The sequence below is a fragment of the Shimwellia pseudoproteus genome, assembly GCF_016415625.1.
In the GTDB taxonomy this organism is placed as follows: domain Bacteria; phylum Pseudomonadota; class Gammaproteobacteria; order Enterobacterales; family Enterobacteriaceae; genus Shimwellia; species Shimwellia pseudoproteus.
The window spans coordinates 60,754-76,282 of record NZ_WBXP01000003.1; the positions used below are offsets into that span (position 1 = coordinate 60,754).

The 15,529-nt window shown below is 58.0% G+C and carries 15 protein-coding genes and 1 pseudogene; 6 read left to right on the forward strand and 10 right to left on the reverse strand.

Going from position 1 to position 15,529, the window contains the following annotated elements; genetic code table 11:
- Window positions 1–21 precede the first annotated feature (21 nt).
- From F9C28_RS02490 to rppH, 8 genes are all read right to left on the reverse strand, one after another.
- Complete coding sequence (locus F9C28_RS02490) at window positions 22–342, reverse strand: prepilin-type N-terminal cleavage/methylation domain-containing protein (protein WP_332888478.1); 321 nt, start codon at window positions 340–342, stop codon at window positions 22–24.
- Window positions 327–776 (reverse strand): YgdB family protein, encoded by a 450-nt coding sequence (locus F9C28_RS02495; RefSeq protein WP_233148868.1) that lies wholly within the window; start codon window positions 774–776, stop codon window positions 327–329. Before F9C28_RS02495 ends, F9C28_RS02490 begins: the two co-directional genes overlap by 16 nt.
- 1 nt (window position 777) lies before the next feature.
- Window positions 778–1,380, reverse strand: a complete 603-nt coding sequence (locus tag F9C28_RS02500; protein WP_199013566.1) for a prepilin peptidase-dependent protein — start codon at window positions 1,378–1,380, stop codon at window positions 778–780.
- A gap of 65 nt (window positions 1,381–1,445) precedes the next feature.
- On the reverse strand, window positions 1,446–1,877 hold the full coding sequence (locus F9C28_RS02505) for a prepilin-type N-terminal cleavage/methylation domain-containing protein (RefSeq protein ID WP_233148869.1): 432 nt from the start codon (window positions 1,875–1,877) through the stop codon (window positions 1,446–1,448).
- Between the two features lie 224 nt (window positions 1,878–2,101).
- Complete coding sequence (gene thyA / locus F9C28_RS02510; protein ID WP_199013567.1) at window positions 2,102–2,896, reverse strand: thymidylate synthase; 795 nt, start codon at window positions 2,894–2,896, stop codon at window positions 2,102–2,104.
- 1 nt (window position 2,897) lies between these two features.
- A complete protein-coding gene (gene lgt, locus F9C28_RS02515) occupies window positions 2,898–3,779 on the reverse strand; it encodes a prolipoprotein diacylglyceryl transferase (protein WP_199013568.1) in 882 nt (293 codons plus the stop codon).
- A 162-nt stretch (window positions 3,780–3,941) separates the two neighbouring features.
- A complete protein-coding gene (gene ptsP, locus F9C28_RS02520; protein ID WP_199013570.1) occupies window positions 3,942–6,188 on the reverse strand; it encodes a phosphoenolpyruvate--protein phosphotransferase in 2,247 nt (748 codons plus the stop codon).
- Window positions 6,189–6,200: 12 nt separating this feature from the next.
- A complete protein-coding gene (gene rppH / locus F9C28_RS02525; RefSeq protein ID WP_199013572.1) occupies window positions 6,201–6,731 on the reverse strand; it encodes an RNA pyrophosphohydrolase in 531 nt (176 codons plus the stop codon).
- A gap of 443 nt (window positions 6,732–7,174) precedes the next feature.
- Here rppH and F9C28_RS20050 point away from each other — a divergent pair, with 443 nt between their 5' ends.
- The 5 genes from F9C28_RS20050 to F9C28_RS02545 all read left to right on the forward strand — a co-directional run bounded on the left by F9C28_RS20050 (window position 7,175) and on the right by F9C28_RS02545 (window position 10,573).
- Window positions 7,175–7,318, forward strand: coding sequence for a hypothetical protein (locus tag F9C28_RS20050; protein ID WP_332888480.1), 144 nt, complete (start codon window positions 7,175–7,177; stop codon window positions 7,316–7,318).
- A gap of 123 nt (window positions 7,319–7,441) precedes the next feature.
- On the forward strand, window positions 7,442–8,149 hold the full coding sequence (mutH, locus tag F9C28_RS02530; protein ID WP_199013574.1) for a DNA mismatch repair endonuclease MutH: 708 nt from the start codon (window positions 7,442–7,444) through the stop codon (window positions 8,147–8,149).
- Window positions 8,150–8,259: 110 nt separating this feature from the next.
- The gene (locus F9C28_RS02535) at window positions 8,260–8,973 is read left to right on the forward strand and encodes a TerC family protein (RefSeq protein ID WP_199013576.1); all 714 of its coding nucleotides are present in this window, start codon (window positions 8,260–8,262) and stop codon (window positions 8,971–8,973) included.
- Window positions 8,974–9,142: 169 nt separating this feature from the next.
- Window positions 9,143–9,361: a YgdI/YgdR family lipoprotein gene (locus F9C28_RS02540; protein ID WP_199013578.1), complete on the forward strand. Its 219-nt coding sequence runs from the start codon at window positions 9,143–9,145 to the stop codon at window positions 9,359–9,361.
- Between the two features lie 171 nt (window positions 9,362–9,532).
- Entirely contained in the window at window positions 9,533–10,573 is a 1,041-nt protein-coding gene (locus F9C28_RS02545) for an NADP(H)-dependent aldo-keto reductase (protein WP_199013581.1), read from the forward strand.
- A gap of 58 nt (window positions 10,574–10,631) precedes the next feature.
- Here F9C28_RS02545 and lplT read toward each other — a convergent pair.
- Window positions 10,632–11,826: pseudogene (gene lplT / locus F9C28_RS02550) on the reverse strand (lysophospholipid transporter LplT).
- Window positions 11,819–13,978, reverse strand: a complete 2,160-nt coding sequence (aas, locus tag F9C28_RS02555; protein WP_199013583.1) for a bifunctional acyl-ACP--phospholipid O-acyltransferase/long-chain-fatty-acid--ACP ligase — start codon at window positions 13,976–13,978, stop codon at window positions 11,819–11,821. Before aas ends, lplT begins: the two are co-directional and overlap by 8 nt.
- Window positions 13,979–14,476: 498 nt before the next feature.
- On the opposite strand from aas, the gene galR reads away from it, so the two are divergent.
- Window positions 14,477–15,484, forward strand: coding sequence for an HTH-type transcriptional regulator GalR (gene galR, locus F9C28_RS02560; protein WP_199013715.1), 1,008 nt, complete (start codon window positions 14,477–14,479; stop codon window positions 15,482–15,484).
- The last annotated feature ends 45 nt before the right edge of the window (window positions 15,485–15,529 follow it).

Sequence of the window (15,529 nt, forward strand, 5' to 3'; positions counted from 1 at the left end):
AACGTCTCCTGACAAATAACATTAGCGACAGTGTAATGCGGACAACCTGGCTTGTCTGCCCTGGGGTGACAACAGGGTTACCTGCTGCCGGGTACAACCGCCCTGGGGGATCTGCTGGTGATCGCGCCGCCAGCCGTCAGGTAACGGGGCCGGGGGGTCTGCCAGTTGCCCCTCCAGCATATATGCCAGCCGGTAGCCCTGCTGCCAGCTATCCAGCCCGTACAACAGCCCCCGCTGGTAGCCTGCCAGGGCGGTTACCACCAGCAGCAGTAGCACCATCGCCACCAGCACTTCCGGCAGGCTGTGGCCGCGCTGGGCCCCGGGCATCAGGGCAACCGGCACAGGGCGGCCGCCAGCGGGCAGAAGTCACTCCAGCCCTGGGGAAGGAACACCACCCGCTCCCCGTCCTGGCGCCCGCGCTGCCAGAACACCATCTGCGCCGCCTCCCCCCGGGCGGCCCCTCTTCCGGCCAGCAACACATCACCGGGGGATACTCTGCGCAGGCACGCCTGCCCCTCCCCGTAAGGCACATCCCGGCACTGCCAGTGTTCCCCGGGTATCCACGGCTGCACCTGCCCCCAGGCCAGCGCATCATGGGCCTGGTACTGCCAGCGCAGTATTTGCCGGTGACTATGCAGGGCGGCAGACTGCTGCCCGAGCACCTGCTGGCCGGTCCGGAGCATGATGCTGCCGGCCATCAGCACCAGTAGCGGTACCATCAGCAATATCGCCCCCTGCTGGCGTGGCGGTTTTATCCGCGGGGTATTCATCGGCATGTTATTCACGTTCTTTATTCAATAGCGGCGCCATCAGCCCGGCGCTGGCCGGGTGATTACGCTGCAACACCGCGTACTGCACCGTCTGGGCCGCCCCGCCCGGCGGGGTAACCGGCACACCGGTCAGCGCCATTGCCACCAGCGGGCCTTCCGCCACCCGCCAGACCCGGAAGCTGACGATACGCAGCGCCGCCGGATCATGCATTTTTTGCCACCCCGTTCCCCGGCAATCCGTGGCCCCGCGGCGGATCTCCAGGTCCGTGCCGGACAAACGATAGGCAATCTGTTCGGCCTGGTCCGGTGGGGAGGTATCCCACCGGCCATTGCTATTAAAATCCCATTGCGCCACCAGACAGTCCCCCGCCGGGAAAAGGCGCAGCCCCACGCCGGCGCACTGGCCATTACAGTACCCGGCCCGGCGCACGCTTTTACCGATACTGAGCGCCAGTTGCCACAGCAGTGTCTGGGTCTGGTGGCGCTGGGTGGTGGCCAGCGCCCCGTGCTGGAGCGCCGGCAGAAAACGCATCGCCCCCAGCATGATCAGGCTCCCCAGGCTCAGGGCCAGTAGCAGCTCCGGTAAGGTAAAGCCCTGCCCCCGGTTCAACAGCGCCCCTCCCGTTCGGGATAACAGAGCCGGATGCGGCCAAAAGCCGACACCACCAGACGGGCCTAGCCGGCGCGGTTGGCCAGCACCACATGGCCGGGCCAGGCGGTATTGCGCAGGCCATAAAATGTCAGCCCCGGGGTCAGAGACACCAGGGTGATATCCGCCGCTAATGGCCGGTAGCCAGCCCCGGCGGCGGCCGGGCAGCCGGTTTGTTCACGGTGGGTACCCGCCACCAGGCACCATCCATCGCTGGTTTGCTGCTGGCGAATAGTGATATCCCGGTTAAAGCCGTTGGCCCGGTCCCGCTGCTGTTGCAGATAGTCGCGCAGCGCCAGCGCGCTGTGCCGGAGTTGCTGGCGGCCTTGCCACTGGTACCAGCGATGGCCGCCGGCGGCGGTAAGCATAATAATCAGCATCACAATCACCAGTTCGACCAGGCTATAGCCCTGCTGTGCTGCTGTCTGTGGTTTTTCGGTCTGTGGTTTTGTGGTCATGGCAGGGAGTTTGTCGGTGGGGAGCCACCGCCGCCAGCCTCAATTGCCGGGTAACCGCTACGGCTTCAGAGAAAAAGTGGCCTATTGCAGGGGAAAAGCATACCGATGCGAGGCGTGGCGCAAAAAAGCGCCCCAGCGCAACCGGCCATAAAAAAACCGGCCACGGGGGCCGGTTATTACTGCGCGGGAAAGCGACGCGATCGTCGGCTCACATCCAGCGTGAATCAGATAGCCACCGGGGCTTTAATACCCGGGTAAGGATCGTAGCCTTCGATGTCAAAATCATCGAACTGGTAGTCAAACAGCGAGGCCGGTTTGCGTTTGATCACCAGCGTCGGCAGGGCGCGGGGCTGGCGGGTCAGCTGCAGGTGGGCCTGTTCCAGATGGTTGCTGTACAGGTGGGTATCCCCCCCGGTCCAGACAAAATCACCCACCTCCAGATCGCACTGCTGGGCCATCATATGGACCAGTAACGCATAGCTGGCAATGTTGAACGGCAGGCCGAGGAACACATCGCAGGAGCGCTGGTAAAGCTGGCAGGAGAGTTTACCGTTCGCCACGTAGAACTGGAAAAACGCATGGCATGGCGCCAGGGCCATTTTGTCCAGCTCACCCACGTTCCAGGCAGAGACAATAATCCGCCGTGAGTCTGGGTCTGTTTTCAGTTGGTTAAGCACCGTGGTTAGCTGATCGACATGGCGGCCATCCGGTGTTGCCCATGCCCGCCACTGTTTGCCATATACCGGCCCGAGATCGCCATTTTCATCCGCCCACTCGTCCCAGATGGTGACGTTATTGTCATGCAGATAGCCCACATTGGTATCCCCTTTCAGGAACCATAGCAGCTCATGAATAATGGAGCGCAGATGGCAACGCTTGGTGGTCACCAGCGGGAACCCGTCCTGTAAATTAAAGCGCATCTGATGGCCAAAAATAGACAAGGTGCCGGTACCGGTACGGTCATCTTTGGGGGTGCCTTCATCAAGCACTTGCTGCATTAAATCCAGATACTGTTTCATATCAACTCGCTACGTTCTGCTGGCGGTTCTGGCGGCGGTATGCCCAGACCATCATGATCACCCCGGCAATAATCATCGGAATAGAGAGGATCTGCCCCATACTGATGTATTGCACCCATTCACCAGTAAACTGTGCATCCGGCTGGCGGAAGAACTCAACAATAATGCGAAACGCCCCATAGCCAATCAGGAACAGACCGGACACGGCCCCCATCGGGCGCGGCTTGCGAATATACAGGTTCAGAATGATAAATAGCACAATACCTTCCAGCGCCAGTTCATAGAGCTGGGAAGGATGGCGCGGCAGCACACCGTAGGTATCAAATAATGATTGCCACTGCGGATGGCTCGGCAGCAGGGCGATATCTTCGCCACGGGAGCCCGGGAACAGCATTGAGAAACGAAAGCCCGGATCGACCCGGCCCCACAGTTCACCGTTAATAAAGTTGCCCAGCCGCCCGGCCCCGAGGCCAAAGGGGATCAGCGGAGCAATAAAATCAGAAACCTGGAAGAAGGTACGCTTAGTGCGATGAGCGAAAATCAGCATCACGACGATCACCCCGATCAGGCCGCCGTGGAAGGACATACCGCCATCCCATACCTTGAACAGGTAGAGCGGATCGCTGAGGAACTGCGGGAAATTATAAAACAGTACGTAACCGATGCGACCACCGAGGAACACCCCGAGGAAGCCCGCATACAGCAGATTCTCTACTTCGTTTTTGGTCCAGCCACTTCCCGGTTTGCCCGCCCGGCGCCCGGCCAGCCACATGGCAAACACGAATCCCACCAGATACATCAGGCCGTACCAGTGCAGGGCAAGGGGGCCGATGGAGAATATCACTGGATCAAACGCGGGAAAATGCAGATAAGAACTCGTCATCCGTCACCACAACTTATTGTTATCCCTTGGGGTTTACCCCACAGGAGTTACTGCGCACTCAATAGCGTACGCGCCCAAAGTGGCGAATAATAGCATAAAGCCCGGCCAGGATGCCGGGCCTAAGATGTAAAGAATCACAAACCAATCGGTTTTTTCGCAGCCTTACAAACCGCCGCGAATCAGCCCGCCCATGCCGCGCCGCTCCATAAATGCCGCCACCTGATGGCGAACTTCTGACGCTTGCTGGGCCTGAAGACTGCGCTTGAGCAGCTCCCGGGATTCGTCCATGGTAATGTGGCGCAGCAGGTATTTAACCCTGGCCACCGCATAGCCATTCATTGACAGCCCGCCGTAGCCCATCCCCACCAGCAGCGCGACACACATCGGGTCACCGGCCATTTCACCACACAGGCTGTAGCCAAGATCATACTGGCGCGCCTGCTGGGCTATTTGGCTCAGGGCCTGTAAGACCGCCGGATGAAGACCATCGTACAGGTTAGCCACCCGGGTGTTATTGCGATCCACTGCCAGTAAATACTGGATCAGGTCATTGGAGCCGACGGAAATAAAATCCACCCGCCCGGCCAGATACGGCAGCATAAAGATCATCGACGGGACTTCAACCATCACCCCAATGCGTGGCCGGGGGATCCCATAGCCGAGCATCTCTTCCACTTCACGCCCGGCACGCTCAATCAGGCGGCGCGCTTCGTCCACCTCATCAATACTGGTGATCATCGGCAGCAGGATGCTTAAATTATCCGTGGCCGCGTTGGCGCGCAGCATGGCCCGCACCTGGACAAGAAAAATTTCCGGCTGATCGAGGGTAATGCGGATCCCGCGCCACCCCAGGCAGGGGTTCTCTTCGCTTATCGGCATATAGGGCAGTTGTTTATCCGCCCCCACATCGAGGGTACGCAGGGTGACGGGTTTATCATGGAACATCTGCAACATGCCCTGATACTGCGCCACCTGCTCTTCTTCCGACGGGAACCCGCTTTGCAGCATAAACGGGATCTCCGTACGGTAGAGGCCAATGCCGTCTATCCGGTTGCCCAGCTTTTGCTCATGTTCCGGGCTGAGCCCGGCATTGAGCATGATCTGCACCCGTTCTCCACTTTTCATCGTCGCCGGTTGATCAACATCGCCCTCTGCCAGACGGCTGAGTTCGTCTTCTTCATTGACCAGCCGCTGGTATTCCACCAGCAGTACCGGTTCCGGGTCGATCAGCACCTCACCCCGGTAGCCATCCACCACCAGGTTACGCTCATGCAGCAACGACGGCTGCATATCAGCCCCCATTACCGTCGGTTTCCCCATGGCGCGGACCATGATCGCCGCGTGGGAGTTAGAGGCGCCATCGCGCACCACAACCCCCACCAGCCGATCCTGAGGCAGCTCCGCAAGGGTGGTGGCGGACAGCTCATCGGCCACCAGAATAAACCGCTCTGGCCAGGTGTTTGGCCCCTGAATGGTGTCATCAAGGTGGAACAGCAGGCGCTGGCCCAGGGTGCGGAGATCACCGGCCCGCTCTTTCAGGTAGCTGTCGGTGAGGGAGGCGAACTGCTGGGCAAAATCCTCAATGACCTTTTTTACCGCCCATTCCGCCACCGCGCCTTTATCAACCCCGGCATAGAGCGCTTTACTCAGCCGGTTGTCGGACAGCAAGTGCAGATACAGGTCAAAAATCGCGGCGGTTTCTTTCTGGGCGCTGGCGGTGAAGCGTTTACTGTAGCGGCGGAACTCGGCGGCGGCCTCTTCCAGGGCGGTAGATAACCGCTCACGCTCTTTGCCGGTATCCAGCGAGGAGGCTTCAGACACCTGCTCCATCAGCGGCAGCGTGGCATCCACCCACCCCGGCGCAATAGCAACCCCCGGAGAGGCAGGCAGCGCGCGGATACGGGTTTGCCGGTATTGGCCAAACAGAGCCGTCAGCTGGGACTGGGAGAGGATGGCCGCCATTTGGGTGGCGAGGGTGACCAGAAAGGACTCTTCGCTTTCGTCGTACTGGCGCAGCTCCCGCTGCTGGACCACCAATACCCCCAATAACTGGCGCCGCTGAATAATCGGCACCCCAAGGAACGCCCGGTAGCGCTCTTCTTTTACGTTGGGGATATATTTAAAGCTGGGGTGCTTTTGCGCATCGGCCAGGTTGATGGGCTCCGCCAGGCGCCCGACCAGCCCAACAATCCCTTCATCAAATGCCAGGGTAATCGTTCGCCCGCGGGGCTTTTTCAGCCCCCGGGTCGCCATCAGGTAATAACAGTGTCTGGCATGATCGGCCAGATACACGGAGCAGACGTCCGTATTCATAGCTGCGCAGATGTCATTAACCAGAATATTGAGCGCCTCGTTAAGACGGGGCGCACTGGCGACTTTCTCGACTATTTCTCGCAACGGCGTGAGCATATTATGCGTGGCTTATCCTCTTTTTCTTCTGTAGGCCGCAGGTGTATTGCGCGGCAATGCCACATCCTGTGCCGCCATAACGACACTGGAGAACTCTTTCATTACCCGGCGGTAGACATCGCGTTTAAACGACACTACCTGACGCACGGGATACCAGTAGCTCACCCAGCGCCAGCCATCAAACTCAGGCGTGCTGCTGGTCAGCATATTGATATCCGCATCATTACTGAGCAGTTGCAGAAGAAACCATTTCTGCTTCTGGCCGATACAAACCGGCTTTGTCTCCCAACGCACCAAACGCTTCGGTAATTTGTAACGCAACCAGTTGCGGGTGGAAGCAAGGATACGCACATCTTTGCGCTGTAACCCTACTTCTTCGAACAATTCGCGGTACATCGCCTGCTCGGGGGATTCCCCAGGATTGATCCCGCCCTGGGGGAACTGCCAGGAATGTTGCCCAAAACGCCTGGCCCACATCACCTGACCCTGCCGATTACAGATTACAATACCTACATTCGGGCGGTAGCCATCATCGTCGATCACTGGACTACCTCAAAATAAACCTGGAATAATCACGATTGTTTCATACTCCCGTAAGACGGTAAACCACTCTCTTGCCTCTGTTATGTCGGAATAACATTTAAATAACTCACAAAAGTCACCATAGTTATGAACAGCCACACCGGGTAATGGCGGTTTTTATTCACTTTTTCTGTGGATATCATTGTGCAGAACCGCAGTATGAACCAGGGAAAACTTTATTGACCGCGGTGAGCACCCGGCAAAGCTATCGCATAAATACATTAAAATTCAATAAACTAATTAGTACATGGTTCGTAATATCCGGTAACGCATGATCCGTATCGCGGTAAAGATCTTTAGGCTGTTCAAAGATCGAGCAGCGCCGTTTTTATCCACAGATTGTGCCAACAAGTTAGTCACAAAAGCGCTAAAAAATAGACTTTCGTCACTCGTCAAGGCTGTAAATCGAACCAGTAGTTGTCAGTTTTCACAGTTATCCCATTTTTCTGTGGATAAACTGGTGTAAGATCCTGTTCATTGTCAGTGACCAGAATTGGAAAACCCGCAGCGTAAAAAATTGGCTGCCGGGAAACGGGATAAAAAAATAATATAAATCATATTATTATCGGATATCCGCTGAAAACGCTGCCGGTCATCCACAGGGCACAACAGCAGCGATGCTTTTTTATACAACCAGAACACCCATTTAAACAGAGTCATAAAGAGCCCCCATGTCATCGTCATTACAAATTCCTCTGGCGCCTCCCGAGAATGAACTGATTTTACGCCAGCGGGCGGAAGCCCTGGCGGGCTACCGGTTAGGAGAGCTGGCCGCGCTGGCCGGGCTGCCCATTCCCCGTGATTTACGGCGTGATAAAGGCTGGGTGGGAGTGCTGCTGGAGATGTGGCTGGGCGCCAGTGCCGGTAGCAAGCCGGAGCAGGACTTTGCCGCCATTGGCGTGGAGCTGAAAACGATCCCCATTGACAGCGCCGGTAAGCCGCTGGAAACCACATTTGTCTGTGTTGCCCCGCTTACCGGTAATACGGGTATCACCTGGGAAAGCAGCCACGTGCGCCACAAGCTAAAGCGGGTGCTCTGGGTGCCGGTGGAAGGTGAACGTCACATTCCCCTGGCAGAACGCCGGGTGGGCGCACCACTGTTGTGGAGCCCCTCCCCTGAGGAGGACGATCAGCTGCGCCGGGACTGGGAAGAGCTGATGGATCTCATCGTGCTTGGTCAGGTGGAACGGATAACCGCCCGTCACGGGGAGGTGATGCAACTGCGCCCCAAAGCGGCGAACAGTAAAGCCCTTACTGAGGCCATCGGCGCCCGGGGGGAGCCGATTCTCACCCTGCCCCGGGGGTTTTACCTGAAAAAAAACTTCACCGCCGCCCTGCTGGCGCGGCATTTCTTCACCGCCAGTGAGCCACCGCGTTAACGGCTTGTCCTCCTGAGTATCCGGCCCCTGTCCTGGCGGGATCATCAACAGAGGTGCAACGCGCAGTATCACAGGTATAATTACGCTTTTCGTTTTTGGCAGGATTTAAAATGTTATTTGCATGGGTAACCGACCCTAACGCCTGGCTGGCGCTGGGGACGTTGACGTTGCTGGAAATTGTTCTCGGCATAGACAATATTATTTTCCTCACCCTGGTGGTGGCAAAACTGCCCCGCGCACAGCAAGACAAAGCGCGCCGTCTGGGGCTGCTGGGAGCGATGATCATGCGCCTGGCGCTGCTGGCCTGTATCGCCTGGCTTTCCCACCTGACAGTAACCCTGTTCACTGCCTTTGATATGGCGTTCTCCGCCCGGGATGTGATCCTGATGCTGGGGGGGCTGTTCTTGATCTGGAAAGCCTCTAAAGAAATCCATGAGAGTATCGAAGGGGAAGAGGAAGGGGTAAAAACCAACGTTCATACCCTGCTCGGCGCCATCGTGCAGATCATGCTGCTGGATATTATTTTCAGCCTCGATTCCGTTATCACGGCAGTCGGGCTGTCCGACCATCTGTTTATTATGATGGCCGCCGTGGTCATTGCGGTGAGTGTGATGATGTTTGCCGCCAAGCCGATTGGTGACTTTGTCGAGCGCCATCCGTCCATTAAAATGCTGGCGCTCTCCTTTCTGATCCTCGTCGGGTTCACCCTGATCCTTGAAAGCTGCGATATTCACGTGCCGAAAGGCTATATGTATTTCGCCATGTTCTTCTCTATTGCCGTCGAAGGGCTGAACCTGGTGCGCAACAAGAAAAACCCGCTTTAACGCCGCCATCGCTTCGCATTCAGTTGATTCCACCCCTTTATGGGGTGGAGTAATCCACAAATCCGTGCTATTTCAGACAATGCTGCTTTTTTCAGCATCATCTTCCTGTTATTAATGGTAAATACTATCGTTAACGATAGCGACATTTCAGCAAGGAGGTCTCCGATTTATGAATAACTGGGCAGTGGCGATTTCCGCCGTGGGGATGGTGTTCGCCGTATCTGGCTGTAGCAGTGACTATGTTATGGCAACCAAGGACGGACGTATGATCCTCACCGAAGGCAAACCCCAACTCGATAACGACACTGGCCTGATTCGTTACCACGATATGCAGGGCAATGAACTACAGATAAACCGTAATGACATTTCGCAAATTATTGAACGTTAACCCCTAAAGCCCGCCATCAGTGCGGGCTTTTTTATTCTGTTTATGCGCTTTTTTCCCCTGCGGACTTCCTCTTTGATTATCCCTCTGCCATGTTATTACTCCTGCTGGATAGCATCTGTTATGGTGAGCCTCCAGTAAGGTTCAGATTGACTACATAAAAGGGAGTTGGCTATGCATTATCATCGCATTCCCCATAGCACGCTTGAGGTCAGTACCCTCGGTCTGGGGACCATGACATTCGGGGAACAAAACAGCGAGGCCGACGCACACGCCCAGCTGGATTACGCCATCGGCCAGGGGATCAACCTGATTGATGTGGCAGAGATGTACCCGGTTCCTCCGCGCCCGGAAACCCAGGGGCTGACAGAGAGTTATGTCGGTAACTGGCTGAAAAAAAGCGGCAAGCGGGATCGGGTGATTTTGGCCTCGAAAGTCAGCGGCCCCGCCCGCAATAACGATACCGGTATCCGCCCGGGCCAGATGCTGGACCGCCGTAACATCCGTGACGCGCTGGATGCCAGCCTGAAACGTCTGCACACCGATTACCTGGATCTCTACCAGGTACACTGGCCCCAGCGGGCCACAAACTGCTTCGGTAAGCTGGGCTACAGCTGGACCGATGACATGCCACCGGTCACGCTGCTGGAGACCCTGGAAGTGCTGGCGGAGTTTCAGCGCGCGGGCAAAATTCGCTACATCGGCGTCTCTAACGAAACGGCCTGGGGGGTGATGCGTTATCTGCACCTGGCGGACAAACACGAGCTGCCGCGCATTGTGACCATCCAGAACCCCTACAGCCTGCTGAACCGGAGTTTTGAAGTAGGGCTGGCCGAGGTGAGCCGCTATGAAGGGGTCGAACTGCTGGCCTATTCCTGCCTCGCGTTTGGCACCCTGACCGGTAAATACCTCAACGGCGCGAAACCCGCCGGGGCGCGCAATACGCTGTTCAGCCGCTTTACCCGCTACAGCGGCGCCCAGGCAGAGCATGCCGTGGCCGCTTATGTGGAGATAGCCAAACGCCACAACCTCGATCCGGCGCAGATGGCGCTGGCCTTTGTGCGCCAGCAAAAATTTGTTGCCAGTACGCTGCTGGGGGCCACCAGCATGGCGCAGCTGCAGACCAACGTGGCCAGCCTGGACCTCACCCTGAGTGAGGCGCTGCTTGCCGAACTGGATGCGGTACACCAGATTTATACCTATCCGGCACCATAAACCGCCCCGCCAGTCACCAACAAGGATGGGCTTCCCCATCCTTGTTGGTCAATCTGGTCTACTCCCCGGCGCGTCGCAGCCACAGCAGCGCAATCGCCGCCGCGAACAGCACCCCAAAGCCAACCCCGATCCCCACCGCCGGAGCACCGGTTTTTACCGCCAGGGAGTACAGCCCCAGCATCAGCAGCATGGCGCTGTTTTCCCCCAGGTTTTGCACCGCGACAGCATTACCGGCCCCGACGCTGCGTTTACCGCGCGCCTGTAATAACGCATTGAGCGGCACCACAAAAAAACCACCGCAGGCGCCTATCAGCACCAGAATCACATAGGACGGCAGCAGCTGGTGTTGCAGGGAAAATATCGCCACCAGAATGCCAATCAGCACCCCGGCGGGCATACAGCGGCTCACCTTTTCAAGGGTGACCAGCCTGGCCGCCGCCCCGGCCCCGGCCACAATACCAATGGCCACCATCGCGTTCAGATAGGTGGGGGTGGCGTTATCGGTAATGCCCAGCGCCAGCGGCACCCACAGTACCAGCAGGAAGCGCAGCGTCACCCCCGCCCCCCAGAACAGACTGGTCCCCAGCAGCGAAAAACGGGTTTCACCATCCTGCCACAGTGTGCGGCAGGCCCCCAGGAAGCGGGTTAACAGCTGGCCCAGTTGCCATCGCTGGCCTGGCCTGGCGGCGGCCAGCTTTGGAATAAAGATATTGGCGATGACTGCCCCGCCATACACCAGCACGCACACCCCAAGGGCCGCGAGGATATGCCAGTCTGCCAGCACGCCGCCGGCCACCGAGCCGGTCAGAATGGCGGCAATGGTGGATGCTTCCATCAGCCCGTTGGCTTTCACCAGCTGCGGGCCAGAGGTCAGCTCGCCGAGGATGCCATACTTCGCCGGGGAATACGCGGCAGCGCCGATCCCGACCAGGGTATAGCCGAAGAACGGGTTAAGCCCGGCGCAGATCGCCGCCGCCCCCAGTAGCTTCAGGCCGTTAGCCACCATCATCACCCGGCCTTTTGGGCACACTGTCGGCAAACTGCCCGACAAATGGCGCGAACAGGATATACGCCGCGACAAATACCATCTGTAATACCGGCTGGCTCCACGCCGGATAGACCTGTTGTTTCAGCACCGCCAGGGTGGCGAACAGCAGCGCGTTATCCCCGAAGGCCGACAAAAACTGGGCGGCCGTTACCGCCATCATCCCCCGGGACCAGATACCGTTTCCCGGGGCCGACTGGTTATGCATTCATATTCTCTCCGCTGTCCAGCAGCGCCTTCAGTGAGACAAAGTCCGGCTTGCCGCTGCCCAGCACCGGTAACTGTTTCAATACGCGGATGTCCCGCGGCACCGCCAGTTCGGGGACCCCGCTGGCCCGGGCCTGGCGCAGCAGGCTCTCCCGGGTCAACGCCGCATCCGTGGTGTACATCACCAGCGCCTCACCTTTGGTGGGATCGCTTTTGACGACCGTGGCATGAAGTTTATCCGGTGATACCGCCAGCGCCAGCATCTCGACCATTTCCAGGGAGATCATCTCCCCGGCCAGCTTGGCAAAACGTTTCGCCCGCCCCTGGATGGCGCAGAACCCCTGCTCATCAAAAGCGACGATATCCCCGGTGTCGTACCAGCCCGGCTCCATCACCCCGTTGGCATTGGCCGCCCCGGGCGCTTCCAGTACTCCGGGATTTTCCACCCGCAGATACCCTTTCATAATATTGGGCCCTTTCAGTTGCAGGCGCCCCGCCTGCTCAATGCCAGGAACCGCAATTAACCGGGCGTCCATGGCCGGGAGTATCCGCCCTACGGTGTGTGGTTTCGCCGCCATCGGGACGTTAATCGACACCACCGGCGCGCACTCGGTAACCCCATAACCTTCCAGGATGCGCAGGCCGAATTTATCCTGCCAAATCTGGCGGGTGCTCTCTTGTAATTTCTCCGCCCCGGCGACCACATAACGCACCCGGAAGAAGTCATAAGGATGGGCAAAGCGCGCGTAATTTGCCAGGAAGGTTGAGGTACCAAAGATAACCGTACAGTTCCGGTCGTAGGTTAGCTCCGGCACCATCCGGTAATGCAGCGGGCTGGGATAGAGAAACGCCTCTGCCCCGGTCAGTAACGGGGTAAACAGCCCCACCGTTAAGCCAAACGAGTGGAACAGCGGCAGCGCCGACATAAAACGGTCCCGGGCGGTAAAATCAGCAATGGTTTTGATCTGTTCAACGTTCGCCAGCAGGCTTTTATGGCTGTGCACCACCCCCTTCGGGTTGCCTTCGGAGCCGGAGGTAAACAACACCATCGCCGCATCTTCCGGGTTCTGGGGCACCTGTGCCCGGCGCGGGCACAGCAGATGCGCGAAGATCCACAGTTTATCCCGGGGGGTCACATCGGCCTTCAGATCCTCAAGAAACACCCAGCGCACCTGGGTGAGCTGCTCGGCCAGATGCCAGAGTTTGCCTTTCTCGAGAAACTGGCGAGAGGTAAACACCGTGGCGATTTGCGCAGCGGTAATGGCACTGGTGAGCCCTTTCACCCCGGCGGTGTAGTTCATCATCGCCGGGATACGGCCGCGGGAGACAGCCCCGAAGATAACCGCCGCGCTAATGGCGGCGTTGGGCAGCATTAACCCGATGGTTTCCCCCTGGCGGCTATACCTCTCCAGAATGCGGCCCACAAACAGTGTTTTGGTCAGCAGGCTGTGGTAGGTATCCGGGGTGAAATTAATATCTTCCAGGCAGGCTTTGCGCGCGCCGTAGCGGTCTTTCGCATCCAGCAATGCCTCATACAGGGTCTGGCGTGGACGGGCGGCCATTCTGGCCTCCATCATCACCTGGTGCAGCCGCTCCCCCGCCAGCCTGCGGCGCTCCCTGGCCCGGGGTGCTTGCGGCATCTCAATCGTCGTCGGGGGCAAGATATGCAGTGAAATCCGGGGAAAGGCCCGCTGTTTGACTATCCCCTTCAGGCGGCTGAAGCGCGTCAGATCCGCGCCTTCAATGCGCACCGGCACCACAGTCGCTTTCGACTTGGCCGCCACAAAACCCGCACCGTCGTAAATTTTCATTAATGAACCGGTAACCGTCAGCCGCCCTTCCGGGAAAATCACCACCGGGCGCCCCTGCTCAACCAGGCGCACCAGGTGCTTAATCGACATGGGCCGGGACGGGTCCAGCGGAACGTAGTCAATAAACGGCTTCAGCACCCGCATAAACCACAGCTGGCTGATGGAGGAATAAATCGCGAAGACCGGTTTTACCGGCAAGAACAACGCCAGCAGTATGCCGTCCAGAAAGGATTGATGGTTGGGGGTAATTAACACGCCAGGTTGGTGCAGGGTATTCACCTCTCCGGATACCCGGACCCGGAATAGCAGGCGAAATAACTGGCGAAAGATGGCAAAACCCATGACAACTCCCTTTGCGGAATCAATAATGTGAGGCAGATTACCGCACTACGGACAGCGGCGCGAGTCAGGCGATTTATTTCGCACTGAAAACCGGCGCGTACTCGCAGCTACCGCAAAAAACGGTTGCCAGAATGGCGATTCCTCCCTGAATGACAGGCAAAAAAAAACCTGCGCATCTGCGCAGGTTGGTGTAACTACTGTGATCGACGCAGAGCGCCGATACCACCTATCAATACCTCTGGGACCACAACTCTACCAGTGCGGCTTTTGTTCCCGCTATGTGATAATCGCAACAGCCCTTCGCAAAATGTAAGCAAAAATTTTCGATTGAAATTAATATGTTTAATTCACGCCGCGCCCCCTTCACCAGGGAAAGCGGTTACACTGCCGGTTCACGACACGTATTTTGACAAAACAGCGCAGCATGGCACTTGAACACCCACCTGGTTTCCATGACACTAGCGGGAGTGTAAGCGCTTACCAGGGAGACAACAGGTAATAGCGACAATTAAAGATGTGGCTCGGCTGGCGGGCGTTTCCGTGGCGACAGTCTCCAGAGTGATCAACAGCTCCCCAAAAGCGAGCGAAGCCTCACGCCTTGCGGTTAACAGCGCAATGGAGCAACTGAACTACCACCCGAATGCCAACGCCCGGGCGCTGGCCCAGCAAAATACCGAAACCATTGGCCTGGTGGTCGGCGATGTTTCAGACCCGTTCTTCGGCGCTATGGCGAAAGCCGTTGAACAGGTGGCCTATCGCACGGGGAATTTTTTACTTATCGGTAATGGCTACCATAATGAAAAAAAAGAGCGCCAGGCCATTGAACAGCTGATCCGTCACCGCTGCTCTGCCCTGGTGGTCCATACCAAAATGATCCCCGACGCGGACCTTATCCCGCTGTTAAAACAGATCCCCGGCATGGTGCTGATTAACCGGATTGTTCCCGGCTATGAACAGCGCTGCGTTGCCCTCGATGACCGCTACGGCGCCTGGCTGGCCACCCGCCACCTGATCCAGCAAGGCCACAGCCAGATTGGGTTTGTCTGTTCAAACCACCCAATTTCCGATGCCGAAGATCGTCTACAAGGCTATTACGATGCCCTTGAAGAGCACGGCCTGCCGCACAATGAGCGGCTGGTCACCTTCGGGGAGCCGGATGAAACCGGCGGGGAGCAGGCCATGACTGAGCTGCTGGGGCGCGGGGCGCCGATTACCGCCGTGGCCTGTTATAACGACTCAATGGCCGCCGGGGCCATGGGGGTATTGAGCGATAACGGTATTGATGTGCCGGGTAAGATATCCCTGATAGGCTTCGATGATATTCTGGTGTCGCGCTATGTGCGCCCGCGGCTGACCACCATCCGCTACCCGGTGGTCACCATGGCGACCCAGGCCGCTGAACTGGCCCTCGCCCTGGCGGATAACTTACCGGAGCCGCAAACCACGCACCTGTTCAGCCCCACTCTGGTGCGCCGCCATTCGGTGATGCCCCCCACAGAAGGGTAACCCCCTGCGGCGGGCACGCCTGCGCCAGTGCAGCCCACTGATGGC

Bases quoted from the DNA above. Each gene is read 5' to 3' on its own strand.
- F9C28_RS02495 (WP_233148868.1), bottom strand. From the start codon at position 776: ATGCCGATGAATACCCCGCGGATAAAACCGCCACGCCAGCAGGGGGCG.
- F9C28_RS02505 (WP_233148869.1), bottom strand. From the start codon at position 1,877: ATGACCACAAAACCACAGACCGAAAAACCACAGACAGCAGCACAGCAG.
- thyA (WP_199013567.1), bottom strand. From the start codon at position 2,896: ATGAAACAGTATCTGGATTTAATGCAGCAAGTGCTTGATGAAGGCACC.
- lgt (WP_199013568.1), bottom strand. From the start codon at position 3,779: ATGACGAGTTCTTATCTGCATTTTCCCGCGTTTGATCCAGTGATATTC.
- ptsP (WP_199013570.1), bottom strand. From the start codon at position 6,188: ATGCTCACGCCGTTGCGAGAAATAGTCGAGAAAGTCGCCAGTGCGCCC.
- mutH (WP_199013574.1), top strand. From the start codon at position 7,442: ATGTCATCGTCATTACAAATTCCTCTGGCGCCTCCCGAGAATGAACTG.
- F9C28_RS02535 (WP_199013576.1), top strand. From the start codon at position 8,260: ATGTTATTTGCATGGGTAACCGACCCTAACGCCTGGCTGGCGCTGGGG.
- F9C28_RS02540 (WP_199013578.1), top strand. From the start codon at position 9,143: ATGAATAACTGGGCAGTGGCGATTTCCGCCGTGGGGATGGTGTTCGCC.
- F9C28_RS02545 (WP_199013581.1), top strand. From the start codon at position 9,533: ATGCATTATCATCGCATTCCCCATAGCACGCTTGAGGTCAGTACCCTC.
- aas (WP_199013583.1), bottom strand. From the start codon at position 13,978: ATGGGTTTTGCCATCTTTCGCCAGTTATTTCGCCTGCTATTCCGGGTC.